At 70.9% G+C, this 14927-nt stretch carries 17 protein-coding genes; 14 read left to right on the top strand and 3 right to left on the bottom strand.

Translation table 11 applies throughout. The annotated features are described in order from the left end of the window. The first annotated feature begins 36 nt into the window (after positions 1-36). The 4 genes from ACFWCH_RS04460 to ACFWCH_RS04445 all read left to right on the top strand — a co-directional run bounded on the left by ACFWCH_RS04460 (position 37) and on the right by ACFWCH_RS04445 (position 4550). Entirely contained in the window at positions 37-1728 is a 1692-nt protein-coding gene (locus tag ACFWCH_RS04460; protein ID WP_247637950.1) for a glycoside hydrolase family 13 protein, read from the top strand. A 106-nt stretch (positions 1729-1834) separates the two neighbouring features. Beyond that, positions 1835-2845, top strand: coding sequence for a metal ABC transporter solute-binding protein, Zn/Mn family (locus ACFWCH_RS04455; protein WP_378802997.1), 1011 nt, complete (start codon positions 1835-1837; stop codon positions 2843-2845). Further along, a complete protein-coding gene (locus tag ACFWCH_RS04450; RefSeq protein WP_136032075.1) occupies positions 2842-3675 on the top strand; it encodes a metal ABC transporter ATP-binding protein in 834 nt (277 codons plus the stop codon). The genes ACFWCH_RS04455 and ACFWCH_RS04450 overlap by 4 nt, the downstream gene beginning before the upstream one ends. Continuing rightward, on the top strand, positions 3672-4550 hold the full coding sequence (locus ACFWCH_RS04445; protein WP_205828273.1) for a metal ABC transporter permease: 879 nt from the start codon (positions 3672-3674) through the stop codon (positions 4548-4550). The genes ACFWCH_RS04450 and ACFWCH_RS04445 overlap by 4 nt, the downstream gene beginning before the upstream one ends. A gap of 56 nt (positions 4551-4606) precedes the next feature. Here ACFWCH_RS04445 and ACFWCH_RS04440 read toward each other — a convergent pair whose 3' ends face one another. Both ACFWCH_RS04440 and ACFWCH_RS04435 read right to left on the bottom strand, forming a co-directional pair. Further along, complete coding sequence (locus ACFWCH_RS04440) at positions 4607-4852, bottom strand: hypothetical protein (protein ID WP_136032077.1); 246 nt, start codon at positions 4850-4852, stop codon at positions 4607-4609. Continuing rightward, complete coding sequence (locus ACFWCH_RS04435) at positions 4846-5130, bottom strand: hypothetical protein (RefSeq protein WP_136032079.1); 285 nt, start codon at positions 5128-5130, stop codon at positions 4846-4848. Before ACFWCH_RS04435 ends, ACFWCH_RS04440 begins: the two co-directional genes overlap by 7 nt. A 186-nt stretch (positions 5131-5316) precedes the next feature. On the opposite strand from ACFWCH_RS04435, the gene ACFWCH_RS04430 reads away from it, so the two are divergent. From ACFWCH_RS04430 to ACFWCH_RS04385, 10 genes are all read left to right on the top strand, one after another. Then, a complete protein-coding gene (locus tag ACFWCH_RS04430; RefSeq protein WP_136032082.1) occupies positions 5317-5733 on the top strand; it encodes a Fur family transcriptional regulator in 417 nt (138 codons plus the stop codon). After that, positions 5730-6770 carry a permease gene (locus tag ACFWCH_RS04425; protein ID WP_136032084.1) on the top strand — a complete coding sequence of 347 codons (1041 nt, stop codon included), beginning with the start codon at positions 5730-5732 and terminating at the stop codon, positions 6768-6770. The genes ACFWCH_RS04430 and ACFWCH_RS04425 overlap by 4 nt, the downstream gene beginning before the upstream one ends. Continuing rightward, positions 6763-7569 carry a TIGR03943 family putative permease subunit gene (locus tag ACFWCH_RS04420; RefSeq protein ID WP_136032086.1) on the top strand — a complete coding sequence of 269 codons (807 nt, stop codon included), beginning with the start codon at positions 6763-6765 and terminating at the stop codon, positions 7567-7569. The genes ACFWCH_RS04425 and ACFWCH_RS04420 overlap by 8 nt, the downstream gene beginning before the upstream one ends. Continuing rightward, positions 7559-9430 (top strand): hypothetical protein, encoded by a 1872-nt coding sequence (locus ACFWCH_RS04415; RefSeq protein WP_378802996.1) that lies wholly within the window; start codon positions 7559-7561, stop codon positions 9428-9430. The genes ACFWCH_RS04420 and ACFWCH_RS04415 overlap by 11 nt, the downstream gene beginning before the upstream one ends. 16 nt (positions 9431-9446) lie before the next feature. After that, positions 9447-10154, top strand: a complete 708-nt coding sequence (locus ACFWCH_RS04410) for a DNA-3-methyladenine glycosylase (protein ID WP_136044272.1) — start codon at positions 9447-9449, stop codon at positions 10152-10154. A gap of 140 nt (positions 10155-10294) precedes the next feature. Further along, positions 10295-10531 (top strand): 50S ribosomal protein L28, encoded by a 237-nt coding sequence (gene rpmB / locus ACFWCH_RS04405; RefSeq protein ID WP_025102729.1) that lies wholly within the window; start codon positions 10295-10297, stop codon positions 10529-10531. Next, positions 10531-10701, top strand: coding sequence for a 50S ribosomal protein L33 (gene rpmG, locus ACFWCH_RS04400; protein ID WP_017203558.1), 171 nt, complete (start codon positions 10531-10533; stop codon positions 10699-10701). Before rpmB ends, rpmG begins: the two co-directional genes overlap by 1 nt. A 3-nt stretch (positions 10702-10704) precedes the next feature. Further along, complete coding sequence (gene rpsN, locus ACFWCH_RS04395; RefSeq protein WP_017829734.1) at positions 10705-11010, top strand: 30S ribosomal protein S14; 306 nt, start codon at positions 10705-10707, stop codon at positions 11008-11010. 394 nt (positions 11011-11404) lie between these two features. Beyond that, a complete protein-coding gene (locus ACFWCH_RS04390; protein ID WP_017203554.1) occupies positions 11405-11692 on the top strand; it encodes an HU family DNA-binding protein in 288 nt (95 codons plus the stop codon). 82 nt (positions 11693-11774) lie between these two features. Then, positions 11775-13799, top strand: a complete 2025-nt coding sequence (locus ACFWCH_RS04385; RefSeq protein WP_378802995.1) for a cytochrome c oxidase assembly protein — start codon at positions 11775-11777, stop codon at positions 13797-13799. A gap of 9 nt (positions 13800-13808) precedes the next feature. Here ACFWCH_RS04385 and ACFWCH_RS04380 read toward each other — a convergent pair whose 3' ends face one another. Further along, positions 13809-14882 (bottom strand): hypothetical protein, encoded by a 1074-nt coding sequence (locus ACFWCH_RS04380; protein WP_136044270.1) that lies wholly within the window; start codon positions 14880-14882, stop codon positions 13809-13811. Between the last annotated feature and the right edge of the window lie 45 nt (positions 14883-14927).

Below are 14927 nucleotides of genomic sequence, written 5' to 3'. Positions count from 1 at the left end.
CGACCACCGCAAGAAAGCAAGGAGTTCCAACCCCTCATGACCGATTCGCTGCTCACCGAGACCCGCGAAGACGACAAGACCGCGACCTGGTGGCGCCAGGCCGCCGTCTACCAGATCTACCCTCGCAGCTTCGCCGACGCCGACGGCGACGGACTGGGCGACCTCCCCGGCATCGTCTCCCGTGCCGACTACCTCGCCGAGCTCGGCATCGACGCGGTGTGGCTGAGTCCCTTCTACCCGTCCGAACTCGCCGACGGCGGCTACGACGTGGCCGACTACCGCAACGTCGACCCGCGCCTGGGCACGCTGGCCGACTTCGACGCGATGGTGGAGGCGCTGCACGCGCGCGGCATCCGCGTCGTGGTCGACATCGTCCCCAACCACACCTCCGACCAGCATGCGTGGTTCCAGGAGGCGCTCGCCGCGGGGCGTGGGTCGGCCGCGCGGGAGCGCTACATCTTCCGGGAGGGCACGGGGCCCGACGGTGCGGAGCCGCCCACCGACTGGATCTCGATCTTCGGTGGCAGCGCCTGGGAGCGCGTAGCCGACGGTCAGTGGTACCTGCACAACTTCGCGGTCGAGCAGCCCGACCTCAACTGGGACCACCCCGAGGTGCGCGCGGACTTCCTGACGACACTGCGCTTCTGGTCGGACCGCGGCGTCGACGGGTTCCGCATCGACGTCGCCCACATGCTCACGAAGGACCTCACCGAGCCGCTGCCGTCGCGCGCCCAGCTCGACGCGATGGACCGCTCCTCGGGCACCCACCCGATGATCGACCGCGACGACGTGCACGAGATCTACGCCGAGTGGCGTCGGGTGTTCAACGAGTACGACCCGCCGCGCACCGCCGTCGCCGAGGCGTGGGTGGAGACGCCGGAGCGCCGGGCGAAGTACGCCTCCGCGGAGGGGCTGGGCCAGGCGTTCAACTTCGATCTGCTCGTGGCCGACTTCGATGCGGGCGACTTCCAGCGCATCATCGCCGACAACCTCGCCCAGGCGCACGCGGCAGGGTCGTCGACCACCTGGGTGCTGTCCAACCATGACGTGACCCGCCACGCCACGCGGTACGGCCTTCCTCCGCTGCGCGGTCGCGCGGTGAAGCAGGGCACGGAGTGGGTGCGTGCCGGCGGCCCGGAGGACGGACTCGACCGCGAGGGCGGACTGCGCCGGGCGCACGCCGCGACCCTGCTGCTGCTCGGCCTGCCCGGCAGCGCGTACCTGTATCAGGGCGAGGAGCTCGGGCTGCACGAGGTGGCCGACATCGCGCCGGAGCAGCGGCAGGACCCCGGGTTCTTCCGCGGGGCCGACTTCGATGGTCTCGGTCGCGACGGGTGCCGTGTGCCCCTGCCGTGGACGGCGTCGGGCAGCTCGTACGGGTTCGGCGAGGGCGGCGCGCATCTGCCTCAGCCCGCGTGGTTCGCCGCGGCTGCGGTCGAGGTGGAGGATGCCGACCCCGGTTCCACGCTCAACCTCTACCGCGAGGCTCTGCGGCTGCGGCGGTTGCTGCAGACCGGCGAGAGCCTGGAGTGGAGGGAGACGGGTCGTGCGGACGTGCTGCGGTTCCGTCGTCCGAACGGCTGGGAGGTCGTGACGAACTTCGGCACGGAGCCCTTCGAGCTCGGAGCGGCCGCGGAGGACGCGGTGCTGTCGACCGTGGCGCTGGACGGCTCCGCGCTGCCCGCGGAGGCGACCGCATGGATCGCGCCGCGGGGGCTCGTGGGGTGAGTCGGGGGTGACGAAAGGCGGAGGGCGTGGTCGCACGCTCTCCGCCTTTCCCGTCCGCGGAGCGTTCGATTTGATAATGGTTCTCATTAGCGTTTACGCTGGCATCATGAAGAAGCCCGCGCTCGCTCTCGCCCTCGCCTCCGTCGCCGCCCTCTCGCTGGCCGGATGCTCCAGCCCCGCCGCGTCGGGACAAGGCGACGACGGAACGATCACCGTCGTGGCGAGCACCAACGTCTACGGCGACATCGCCGCGCAGATCGGCGGCGACCGCGTCGACGTCGAGTCGATCATCACCTCCGCCTCCCAGGACCCGCACTCCTACGAGGCCAGCGCCCGCGACCGGCTCACGCTCCAGAAAGCCGACCTCGTCGTCGAGAACGGCGGCGGCTACGACGCCTTCATCGACAGCCTGCTGCAGGACGCCCAGGACCCGCACGTCGTCACCGCCGTCGAGTACTCCCACGACTTCCCCGGCAACGAGGGCCATGAGGAGGACGCCCACGCCGACGACGACGCCGCCGCCGAGTCGCACGACCACGAGCATGCCGAGGGCGAGGAGGCTCACGACCACGATGGCCACGACCACATCGAGGGCTTCAACGAGCACGTGTGGTTCGACCCGCACACGATGATCCACGTGGTCGAGGCCATCGCCGACGAGCTGACGGCGCTCGACCCCGACGGCGCGGACACGTTCGCGACCAACGCCGACGAGCTGGTCGCCGAGCTCGAGGGCTTCGAGTCCGACCTCGAGACGCTCAAGGCCTCCGCCGAGGGCAAGACGGTGTTCCTGACCGAGCCGCTGCCCGGCTACCTCGCCGCGGCCGCCGGTCTCACCGACGTGACGCCCGAGGGCTTCGCCGAGTCGGTCGAGGAGGGCAGCGACGTCGCGCCGGCGGTACTGCTCGAGTCGCTCGATGTGATCGCGTCCGGACAGGTGACCGCCCTGCTGACCAACGCCCAGACGGGCGGTGCCGAGACCGAGCGGGTCGAGAAGGCCGCGGACGACGCCCGAGTACCGGTGGTCGCCTTCACGGAGCTGCTGGAGGACGGATCGTCGTACTCTGAGTGGATGCGTGACGCGATCCAGAGCCTCGCCGCCGCCGTCCAGTCGTGAGCGGCGCGGTCGACCGCGCGGCGCCCGTGCTCGAGATCGCCGACGGGGCACTGCACCGCGGAGACCGCGAGCTCTGGTCGGGCCTCGATCTCACGGTGCAGCCGGGGGAGTTCATCGCCGTGCTCGGACCCTCCGGGTCGGGCAAGACGACACTCCTGCGCAGCATCCTCGGCCTCCAGCCCCTCTCCCGCGGCACGATCCGCGTGGCAGGTGAGCCCGTGCACCGCGGCAGCGCCCGCATCGGCTACATCCCGCAGCAGCGCGCGATCGCTCCCGACACCAGCATGCGTGCCAGGGATCTCGTGGCGCTCGGCGTGCAGGGCAGCCGGTTCGGCCTCCCGTTCCCGCACCGCGGCGACCGCGCGAAGGTCGATGCACTGCTCGACGCGGTCGGCGCCGTGCACTACGCCGACCGTCGGGTGGGGTTGCTGTCGGGCGGAGAGCAGCAGCGGCTCCGCGTGGGACAGGCGCTCGCCGACGAACCGGCCCTGCTGCTGTGCGACGAGCCGCTGTCGAACCTCGACCTCGCGAACCAGGTGGGCGTCACCGACATCATCGACCGCCAGCGGCGCGAGCGCGGTGCGGCGGTGCTGTTCGTGACGCACGACATCAACCCGATCCTCGGCCGGGTCGACCGCATCCTCTACATCGCCGGCGGGCGCTTCCTGCTCGGCACCCCGGACGAGGTGCTGCAGACGCGCGTGCTCAGCGACCTGTACGGCACACCCGTGTTCGTGCTCCGAGCGGGCGACCGGCTCGTGGTCGTGGGTGTCCCCGACGCCGAGCCCCACCACCTGCACGACGACCACGACCACGGAGGGACCGCATGACCGCCGCCGCCCTCCTCGTCCCTGCCGTCGGGTGGGACGACATCTTCTCCTTCCAGGACTACGGCGAGCTCGTCGCCCTGCTCGCGAACTCGATCATTGCCGGTGCGGTGCTCGGTATCGTCGGTGGCCTGATCGGCGTGTTCGTGATGCAGCGCGACCTCGCCTTCGCGGTCCACGGGGTCAGCGAGCTCTCCTTCGCCGGTGCCGCGGCCGCGTTGCTCTTCGGCGGCAGCGTGGTGTTCGGCTCACTCGGCGGGGCACTGGTCGCGGCGATCCTCATCGGCGTGCTCGGTGCGAAGGCGCGTGACCGCAACTCGATCGTCGGTGTGCTCATGCCGTTCGGCCTCGGCCTCGGCATCCTCTTCCTGTCGCTGTACGACGGACGCAGCGCCAACCGCTTCAGCCTCCTCACCGGTCAGATCGTGTCGGTGTCGAGCCCTGACCTGGGGTGGCTCATCGGCATCAGCCTCGTCGTGCTGCTCGGGCTGCTGGTGATGTGGAACCCGCTGCGGTTCGATTCGCTCGACCCGGAGTCGGCGGCGGCCCGCGGTGTGCCGACCCGCGCGGTGAGCCTGCTGTTCATGGTGCTGCTGGGCCTGATCGTCGCGGTGAGCGTGCACATCATCGGAGCTCTGCTGGTGATGGCGCTTCTGGTGACACCGGCCGCCGCGGCCATGCGGGTCACAGCGGGTCCGGTCGCGGTGCCGCTGCTGGCCGCGCTGTTCGGCTTCGTCTCGGCGGTCGGCGGCATCCTGCTCGCCCTCGCCGGCACCCTCCCGGTGAGCCCGTACATCACGACGCTGTCGTTCACGATCTACGTCGTGTGCTGGATCGTGCAGAAGACCCGGTCGCGCGTCCGTCGCGTCTCCGCCTGAGCCGTCGGCGAATGGTGCCGGGCCGTCGCCCTGACGGACGACGGCCCGGGCTGGAGTCACTCGTCGGACGGGGGCCGGTTGCGGCGCACGAGCCACCGTGTGACGTCGAACACGAGGCCACCGGCGAGGAAAGATCCCGCGATCAGCATCATCATGCGCAGTCCTTCGTCGGCGGTGGTGGCCGCGGTGCTGAAGGCCATCCACATGCCGATGGCGACGAACACCCACCCCGCGATGGAGCGCCCGGACGGGCGGCCGGAAGCGGCCTTGGGGTGCGTGTCCACGCTCTGTTTCGTCAGCATGCGAACTGCCCATCACTCGTGTACGTCTCTTGACTCATGGCGCCGAGGTATGCCCAGAGCAGGCCGGGGAAGGCCCACGGCGCAGTGACGCTCGAACCGATCACTCCGATGCCGCCGCCTACGACCCGCCCAGCCTGAGCCCAGCACGGGCCGAGGTCGCGAGCGGGCACGTTCATCGTGCTCATGATCGAGGTCGGCGGTGCCGAGGCGATTGCCGCGGCCGGTGATGCGATCAGCGCCGTGGCGAGTGCGGCGGTCAGCACAATAGGTGTCTTCATTGCTTCTCCTCTTGTACCCCGCTCGCCTCAAGCGTAGTCATATGACCCCAGATGCGCCTCGAGAGAGAACACATATGCCGATACAGGGCACGCCGACGCGGACCACGCTCTCGTTCACTCGCCGGGAGCCTCGGTGCGCGGGCGCTCCCAGCCCTCGCCAACCCCCTCCGGCCTAGAATCGAAGGCATGGCTCAGCGGAACACCTGGCAGCGCGAACGCGTGCGCGAAGCACTCGCCGACGCCCGCGGTTTCGTCAGCGCACAGAGCCTGCACGCCTCCCTCCGCGACGACAACACCGGCATCGGCCTCGCCACGGTCTACCGCGCACTGGCAGGGCTCGCCGCCTCCGGTGACGCCGACTCGCTGCAGAGCCCCGAGGGCGAGGCGCTGTACCGTGCCTGCTCCACGCAGGGGCACCACCACCACCTGATCTGCCGGTCGTGCGGGCTCACGGTCGAGATCGAGGCGAAGGACGTCGAGCAGTGGGCGCACCGCACCGCCGCTCTGCACGGGTTCACCGACGCCGCGCACGTCGTCGACATCTTCGGGCTGTGCACCCCGTGCGCCAACAAGCGCGAGGCCGGCAGGACAGCGACAGCGTGAGTTCCCCGGCACGAACGGCCTCCCGTCCGGGCCACACGCACCGACACGCGACACCGCCGCGGTCGCCCTGGATCGGCCTCGGTCTCGGCGCCGCGATCGTGGCGGCGCTGTTCCTGATCGACCTGCTGCTCCCGTCGCTGTACCCGGCATCGCTGCCGACCAGGGCGCAGGACGGCCTCACCCTGGCGCTCAGCGTGCTGATCGAAGCACTGCCGTTCGTGATCCTCGGCGTGCTGCTGTCGATCGTCGTGCAGGTGTGGCTGCCCGCCGACGTCATCCACCGCTGGCTGCCACGCCGCGCGTGGGCCCGGCGCGCGGTGCTGTCCCTCCTCGGGATGCTCATCCCGGTGTGCGAGTGCGGCAACGTCCCCTTCGCGCGCGGTCTGATGATGCGCGGCCTCGCCCCGGCGGAGGCCCTCACCTTCCTGATCGCCGCGCCCATCGTCAACCCGATCGTCATCCTCACCACGCACGCGGCCTTCGGTTGGGACGGCGGCATCCTCGTCGCGCGCCTGGTCGGCGGCTACCTGATCGCGAACCTGATCGGCTGGATCTACAGCCTGCACCCGTCGCCGGACTCGCTGCTCACCCAGCGCTTCGTCGACACGTGCGAGCGCGTGACGCACGAGCCGGGCACCCCGATCCGCCGCAGCCTCACGCAGTTCCTGGTCGAGCTGCGGGCGGTGATGCCGGCGCTCGTGATCGGCTCAGCGCTCGCGGGAGCCGTGCAGGTGCTGATCCCGCGCGACGTGCTGCTGGCGATCGGGTCGAACCCGGTGCTGTCGATCGTGGCGATGATGCTGCTCGCGATCGTGGTCGCCATCTGCTCCAACGTCGACGCGTTCTTCGCGCTGTCGTTCGCGTCCACCTTCTCGAGCGGGGCGATCGTGGCGTTCCTGCTGGTCGGACCGCTCGTCGACATCAAGATGCTGGCACTCATGCGTACGACCTTCACGGCGCGCACGCTCGTCGGGATCACCGCGGTCGTGCTGGCCGCGGCCTTCGCGATCGGGATCGGGGTGAACGTCTTTGTCTGAGCAGCAGACACCGCGCGCTCGAGCCGTCGCGACTCGATGGCTGGGCGTCGGACTGGCCTCCGCGGTCGCGGTCGTGACGCTCGGGCTCGCGGTCACCGGGCGCCTGACGCTCTACATCAGCCCCGAGTCGGTCTGGTTCGCGAGTGCGGCCGCCGTGGTCACGCTCGCCGGGGCGGTGTGGTCGTGCACCCTGCCGCTCGGGGCCGAGGACGACCACGGCCACGACCACGGCGACGCCACCGCGGAGCCCGAGCACGCGGACGACGAGGCGTCGCGCACGACCGTGACTCCCCGGCGGACCCTGGCCGGAGTCGGCGCGGTCGCGGGCGGTGTGGTCGCCACCGGGGTCGTGGCCGCAGCGCTCGTGCTGCCGCCCGCCTCGCTGTCGGTCGAGCTCGCGATGTCGCGTGCGGGGGAGCAGGCCACGCTGTTCGCCGGTGCGGACACCGTGGCCCTCGGCGTCGCGGACACCTCGACGTTCGGCATCGGCGACTGGGCCAGTGTCTTCGCGGGGGCCACGAACACCGCGGCGTACGACGGGGCCCCGGTCACGCTCACCGGCTTCGTCACCCCGGCGGGGAAGGGCGACGGCGTGAATCTCACCCGGCTCGTCATCACGCACTGCGTGATCGACGCGCAGACCGCGGCCCTGCCGACCGACGTCGACCCCGGTGAGTATGAGACGGGGCAGTGGGTCGAGGTGACGGGCACGGTGCGTGCCGACGCCGACGGCACGCTGCGCATCGAGCCGACGGACGTCGTCGCGATCGACGAGCCGAAGGACCCCTATGAGTACTGACGACGAGCGCCGCGAGACGCCCGCCGTCCCGCGCACGCGCGCCGAGCTGCGCGCCGCGCGGGAGGCGGCGGAGCGCGCGGCCGCCGAGTCGGTCTCCCTGGTCGAGGGGGAGGGCCCCGCCCCCGCCCCCGAGGCCCCTTCCGCCGAGCCGGATGCGCTCGCGTCGCCTGCGTCGACGGAGCCGTCTTCGATGGTGCCCGCGACTTCCCCCGCCGTGCCGGATACGCCCGCCGCTCCTTCCGCCGAGCCGGATGCGCCCGCCGCCGCGGTCCCGTCGACGCGATCCTCCGCGTCCGCCTCCGCGATCCCGTCCGCCGGATCGTCTGTGCCCGCGGTGCCGCTCGCCCCCGAACCCGTGTCCGCCGCCGCCGCGCCGCCCGCGACCCCGACGCCGCCCGCGGCCGAGTCGTCAGAGGGTGCCGCGCCGGGCTGGCGTCCCGCCGATGGCCCGCCCGCGGCGAGCGACCGCGCCGGTGCGGCGGCCGGGCCGCGGATGTCACGTCGGTTCCTGCTGACGATCGGTGCCGTGCTGGGTGTGCTGGTGCTGGTCGGCACCGGCTTCGGCGTCGTGAGCCTGCTGCAGGGTCCGCGCATCTCAGAGGTGCAGGTCGACGCGGCCCAGGCGATCGAATCGTCCGGCAGTCGCCTGATCCTCACCGCGAACCAGCCCCTCGCCGCGATCGAGGCGGACCAGGTGTCGGTCGAGCCGGTTGTGCCGTTCACGGTCGACGCGGCCGGCCGCGGGATCGGGGTGCGCTTCACGGTGCCGCTCGACGACGACACGACGTACACCGTGACGGTGTCCGATGCCGTCGGTGCGAGCGGTGGTCCGTCCGCCGAGCTCACGACGAGCTTCACCACGCCCGCTTCGACGATGTTCCTGCTGCGGCGCGACGTCGACGGCGACGACACGATCTTCCGCACCGACCTCAGCGGCGAGAAGGCGGTGCCGGTGTTCTCGCATCCGCGGATCAACGACTTCCGCGCCACCTCCACGCGCCTCGTGGCCTCGGTCGAGGAGGACGACGGCTCGCACCTGCTGGTGATGGACCGCGACGGTGAGGACCAGCGCGAGCTGACGCTGCCCGGCGACGGCTATGTCCGAGAGATCCAGGTCTCCGAGCGCGGCAACCTCGTCGGCTACAGCTACTCCGACCGCGAGCTCGGCGACAGCGAGGGCCGCGCGAGCGTGCTCGTGACCCAGTCGCTGAGCGGCGACGACGAGCCGCAGATCATCGAGGTCGCAGGGGAGGAGGCGAGCGTCTTCGTGTGGCAGTTCGTGCCGGACAGCGCCGCCGTGCTCTTCATCGACTTCGACGGCGCGCTCGCCCTCGTCGACCGTTCCGCCGACACGGGAGTGCAGTCGCTCGGGCTCGCCACCACCATTCAGGGCATCTCGCGCGGCACCTACACCGCGATCGTGGAGCGACTCGACGGCACCGTGGTCGAGCTGAACCTCACCGACGGCTCGGAGCAGCCGCTCGCGGCCTCGACGCCCGACTACGGCACGGCCACGACGATCACGCCGTTCCCCGGCGGCACGCTGCGGCACGTGGTGTCGCGCGACGACTCGGGACTGCCGATCGGGCAGGCGGTGGTCCGCGTGGACGACGACGGGGTCGCAGAACCCCTGGTCGAGGTGGGGTCGAGCGACGCCATCCTCCAGGCGTGCGCGTCGCCGAGCGGGCAGTACGCGGCCGTCGTGGTCGCCCCCGACATGGCGAACAACCCCTACGACGGCATGCTGCTGCCGCTTCCGGGGCGGCTGGAGACCCACCTGATCGACCTGGACTCCGGGAAGGAGCTCGTGGCCCTCACCGGCTTCGACGCCTCCTGGTGCCAGACGGCGCCGCGGTTCTGACGTGTCGGCCGTTCCGCTGCGACGCGTGACCCGCGACGACGTGATGCGCTCCGCCGTCGAGGTGGCGCCCACCCTGCTCGGCGCGGAACTGCGCACCGTGGTGATCGAGGGCGGTGTGCCGGTGGAGGTCCGCGTGCGCGTCACCGAGGTCGAGGCGTATCACGGGCAGGGCACGGGCGACCGCGTCGACCCCGGCTCGCACGCGCGCATGGGTCGCACCGCCCGCAACGCCACGATGTGGGGCGAGCCGGGCCACCTGTACGTCTACCTGAGCCACGGGATCCACTCGTGCGTGAACGTGGCGTGCGGTCCGGAGGGGCAGGGCGACGGGGTGCTGCTGCGCGCCGGAGAGGTGGTGGCCGGTGAGGACGCTGCGGCCGTCCGCCGCGGTGCCCCGCTCCCGCTGGGGCGAACGGCCCGACGCGACCTCGCCAGGGGGCCGGGGCGACTGGGCCAGGCGGTCGGCCTGCGCCACGCGCTGCACGACGGGATCGACGCGGTCACGGGCGCGGAGCACAACGGCGCCCGCGCGGAGCTGTGGCTCGGCGCGCCGGTCGCGGATGTGTCGCAGGGGCCGAGGGTCGGGGTCGCGGGGGTCGCGGGGACGGACGCCTTTCCGTGGCGGTTCTGGATCCCGGACGACCCGACCGTGTCGGCGTTCCGGTGGGGGCGCGGTGCCGCCGAGGCCGCGGCACTGGGGGCGACCCTGCCCGTGCTAGACTGACTCTTTGTCTGCGCACGCTCCTGTGCGTAGTTCGCATGCTTCCCCTTCCGCGGCCGAGAGATCGGCGGGTCGAGGTTGCGTGCAGACAAGGGATCTTGGGTGGGGCCGTCCGGCCTCACGGTAATGAAGGAGTCATCATCATGGCAGCAGTGTGCCAGGTGACCGGAGCTGTTCCCGGCTTCGGTCACAACGTCTCGCACTCGCACCGCCGGACGAAGCGCCGCTTCGACCCGAACGTGCAGAAGAAGACCTATTTCGTGCCCTCGCTCGGTCGTAAGATCACGCTCAACGTGTCCGCCAAGGGCATCAAGGTGATCGACGCGCGCGGCATCGAGAACGTCGTCAAGGACCTCCAGGCGAAGGGTGTGAAGCTCTAATGGCCAAGAAGGCTCAGGACGTCCGTCCGATCATCAAGCTGCGTTCCACGGCGGGTACGGGTTACACGTACGTGACCAAGAAGAACCGCCGCAACACCCCCGACCGCCTCGTGCTGAAGAAGTACGACCCGGTCATCCGTCAGCACGTCGAATTCCGAGAGGAGCGTTGATCCATGGCTAAGAAGAGCAAGATCGCGCGCAACGAGCAGCGTAAGGTCATCGTCGAGCGCTACGCCGAGCGTCGTGCCGAGCTGAAGAAGACCCTGGTCGACCCGAACGCCACCGACGAGGCCCGCGAGGCCGCTCGCGTCGGCCTGCAGAAGCTGCCGCGCAACGCGTCGCCGGCTCGCGTGCGTTCGCGCGACGTCATCGACGGTCGCCCCCGCGGTGTCCTCACGAAGTTCGGCATCTCGCGTGTCCGCTTCCGTGACATGGCACACCGTGGCGAGCTGCCCGGCGTGACCAAGTCGAGCTGGTAAATCACCGCCGTCGAAAGGGGCGAGGATCTTCGGATCCTCGCCCCTTTCGCGTACCCCCGCGTCTCCGTCGTCTCGCGGCCCGGGTGAGCGCCGACGCGCTCCGGTGATCGCGAGAGTGCCGCGAGATCGGGGCAGGCCGGCAGGGGTGGGTGGCGCTCGCGGACGCCGATCCCGTGATCGTCGGCGCCGTCCCGCGCGAGGGCATGAGCCTCCCGAATTCTGTGACACGTGTGACCAAAGTGGCGCGACACGCCGGGTAATTGGTCAAAACCCGCGAAATGACGCGGAAATCCGGGTGGTGGTTGGTACATTCAAGGCGGTCACTCGACCAACGGGAGGCACCCGCCTCTCGCACCCACAACGATGCGACGGTCCTTCGTCGCTGGAGGATGACATGGCTGACAAGTCCATCACCAAGACCGAGCTCGTCGCGAGCATCGCTTCCGCCACCGGCCAGAGCCAGGCCACCGTCTCCGGTGTCCTCGACTCGCTGTTCGCCACGGTCTCCGACGCTGTCGCCAAGGGCAGCAAGGTCTCGATCCCGGGCTGGATCTCCTTCGAGCAGGTCGACACCGCTGCTCGCACGGGCCGCAACCCGCAGACCGGCGCCGAGATCAAGATCCCCGCTGGCAAGCGCGTCAAGGTGACCGCCGGCTCCAAGCTCAAGGCTGCCGTCAAGTAAGACCGCACCCGTTCGAAGGCCGCTCCCGATCCGGGAGCGGCCTTCGTGCTTTCCCCCCGTCCAGCGCGCCTAGGCTGGAGGGGTGAGTTCCCGCACCGAGACGCCGAGCACGACGTCGGCGTATCGCGTCGCCGGCGTCGTCATCCTGCTGGCGGCGGGTCTCGTCGCCCTCGTGTGGGCGCTGCTCATCGGCGGCGGTGCCAAGCCGCCCCTGCTGCAGGACCCGGGGCCCGTGGTGCTGTGGGGCACACCGATCGCCAAGCTCGTGATGAACATCTCGGGCGCGCTCATGCTCGGGTCGCTCGTGCTCGCTCTGTTCGCACTCCGCGCGGGCGAGCGATCGTTCGACAGGGCCCTGAACATCGCGTCGATCGGCGCCGCGGTGTTCACGGTCTCGGCCGGTCTCGCCGGCTTCCTCGCGTTCATGGCGGCGTTCAACCCGAAGCTCAGCATCGAGCGGGAGTTCGGTGCACAGCTCGGACGGTTCCTGCTGGAGCTGCCGCTCGGACAGTCGTGGCTCATCACCACGATCCTCGGCGCCGTGATCACGGTGCTCGCGTTCGCCTGGCGGTCCTGGACGCCCACCCTGATCACGGCCCTGCTCGCCGCGGTGTCGTTCCTGCCGCTGGCGACCCAGGGCCATGCGGGCGACCTCGACGGCCACAACATGGCGGTCAACTCGATCCTGCTGCACACCATCGGGGCCGCGGTGTGGCTGGGCGGCCTGCTGCTGCTAGTGCTGCTGCGCGGAGAGCCCGGCATCGACCGCGCCCGCCTGGTGTCGCGCTACTCCTCGCTCGCCATCGCGGCCTTCGCGGTCGTGGCGCTCTCCGGCTTCACCCGGTCGATCGTCGCGGTGGGGTCCTGGGAGGCGGTGTGGTCGACGCCATACGGCACGATCGTGATCGTCAAGGCCGTGCTGCTGATCGGCATGGGCCTGCTCGGCGCCTGGTACCGCGCCCGACTCATCCCGAAGCTCGACGGTGACCGCGCCAACCGCTGGTTCTGGCTGCTGGTGCTGGGCGAGGTCGCGCTGATGGGGCTCGCCTCGGGCGCCGCGGCGGCCCTCGCGCGCACGCCTCCGCCCACGGGCGAGACCGCCGCGTTCGCGCAGACCCCGGCGCAGATCCTCACCGGCTCCCTGCTTCCCCCCGAGCTCACCCTGGCGCGGTGGTTCACGGCGTGGGACATCGACGTGCTGTGGCTGGTGGCTGCCGGGTTCGGGCTCTTCCTCTACCTCGCGGGCGTGCGGCGGCTGCGGCTGCGCGGCGACCGCTGGCCGATCCACCGCACCGTCTTCTGGGTGCTGGGCATGCTGATGCTGGTGTGGGTGACGGGCGGGCCCATCAACGCGTATCAGGAGTACCTGTTCAGCGTGCACATGCTCGGGCACATGATGCTCTCGATGGCGATCCCGCTGCTGCTCGTCTCGGGTGCACCCATCACCCTGGCGTTGCGCGCGATCCACAAGCGCGACGACGGCACCCGCGGCGGCCGCGAGTGGATCATGTGGGCCGTGCACTCGCCGTTCGCGCGCGTGGTGACCCACCCGTTCGTCGCGGCCGCGATCTTCATCGTCTCGCTGTGGGCGTTCTACTTCACCGACCTGGTGCGCTGGTCGATGTACGAGCACCTCGGGCACGAGTGGATGGTCATCCACTTCCTGATCTCGGGCTACCTGTTCGTGATGAGCCTGATCGGTGCCGACCCCGTGCCGTACCGGCTGCCGTACCCCGGCCGGCTCATCACCCTCATCGCCGTGATGGCCATGCACGCGTTCTTCGGCATGGCGATCATGATGCAGGAGGGGCTGATGGTCGCCGACTGGTTCGGCGCGATGGGCCGCGACTGGGGCGCCGATCCCATGACCGATCAGTACGTGGGCGGCGGCATCGCCTGGTCGATCGGGGAGATCCCCACGTTGATCCTCGCCATCACGGTCGCGATCCAGTGGAGCCGCAGCGACACCAAGCTGCAGAAGCGTCGCGACCGGCACGCCGACCGCACGGGCGACGCCGAGCTGGAGGAGTACAACGCGCGCCTCGCCGAGCTCGCGGCGCGGGACCAGCGCGCGGCGGAGCGCCAGGCCCAGCGCGACCGGCGCTGATCCCCGGCGTCAGTCCTCGGCGGGCTCGTCGGGAGAGCCGACCCTGATCGACGCGGAGCCGTCGGGGAGGATCGCGATGGTGCCGTTCACGCGGAACGGCACGTCTTCCGACACCGGCTCGACCGAGCCGTCGAACAGCGACTGGATCTCGACCTCGACGTGGGCCACCGCATCGGCCGGCGGGATCTGCCACTGACCGTCCTCGGCGGGGACGACCGCGATCTGGGGCTGACTCGTGATCGACCAGGTGGGCGGCGCGGAGATGCGGTTCGTCACGCGCAGGCCGAACGGGCACGCGGTGGGCTGCAGCACCTCCTGGGTCGTGCACTGCGTGAGGAACTCCTCGACGCGCTGCTGCACCACCGACACGAACTCGGGAGTCGGCTCGGTCTGCACGTCGAGCGGCGTGACGGCGAGCGGCTTGTCGGCGAGCACTCCGTGGCCGGACGACGTCGAGATCGCGGTGTCGACCGTGACGGAGTAGACGCCGGGGGTGAACACGAGCAGCGGCAGGGGGTCGAGCGGCTGGGCCTCGGCCCCCGCGACGGACACCTGCCGACGATCGACCTCGAACCCGTTCACGGCGAAGCGGTCGGAGCCGCGCACGGTGAGCTGGACCACCGCAAGAGGGCTCGTCGTGAACCGCCAGTCGGGGGTGACGCCGGCCCAGCCGTCCTGCTGCACCTGGAAGGTCGTGGTGCCGTGATGGCCACCGGCCGTATAGCCGACGGTGACGGCAGTGCCGTCGCCGGAGGGCCGTTCGGACTTCACCTCGATGTCGGTGAGGGGGCCGAGCGCGGAGCGCCGCAGCATCGCCTCCGAGGCGCGGGGGTCGATGCCGGCCTTCTCGAGCGTCTCGCGGTCGATGGCGACACCGGGCACCCGGAGCGCATCGGCCGCGCGGCCGGATGCGAGCAGGTCGAGGTAGCGCACCACGAACGCCGAGGGGCCGTAGAACTGCTGGTAGAGGGTCGCGCCGCCCGCCCCGATCGCGGCGAACAGCATCACGCCGACGACGGCGAGCATGGTCAGATCCACGCCCAGGCGCGCACGCCGGGGCGTGCTCCTCCCGGCCCGCTCCATGGCGTCAGTCTAGGAGGGAGTCCTGGGGGGACGCCGAGCGTCGGC

The organism is Microbacterium sp. NPDC060132 (genome assembly GCF_042729675.1).
Classification (GTDB): Bacteria; Actinomycetota; Actinomycetes; order Actinomycetales; family Microbacteriaceae; genus Microbacterium; species Microbacterium sufflavum.
The sequence above is the reverse complement of the archived record's forward strand: the minus strand, read 5'-3'. Positions and strand labels throughout refer to the sequence as shown.